Origin of the sequence: Mesorhizobium sp. M8A.F.Ca.ET.181.01.1.1, assembly GCF_004792025.1 — a bacterium.
GTDB lineage: Bacteria > Pseudomonadota > Alphaproteobacteria > Rhizobiales > Rhizobiaceae > Mesorhizobium.
The window spans coordinates 1-312 of the sequence record NZ_SRTV01000205.1; the positions used below are offsets into that span (position 1 = coordinate 1).

1 pseudogene is annotated in these 312 nt (G+C 70.2%); it reads right to left on the reverse strand.

What is annotated here, in order from left to right:
* A pseudogene (locus EN824_RS34260) lies at positions 1-312 on the reverse strand (aromatic acid/H+ symport family MFS transporter); the annotation flags it as partial.

Sequence of the window (312 nt, forward strand, 5' to 3'; positions counted from 1 at the left end):
GGCAAACAGCGCTGCGACCGGACTTCCGTCATGCGTGCGCAGCGGTGCGACAAAGCGCGCGGCCGCAGCGACGGGGACGGAAGGCCCGACGCGTTGCAACCGCGCGGCGATGCATTCGGCCTGCGCGCCGCGCGCAATCAGAAACTGCATCGACTCGGGCAACGCGAACGCCATCGCCGCGGCGATCAGCAGCGGCACCGCGCCGCCGAGCGCAAACACCGCGCGCCAGCCGGCAAGCGGAATCAACACCGCCGACACCACGCCGCCGAACGCCGCGCCTAACGTAAAGCCGCATGACACCCACATGGTGAG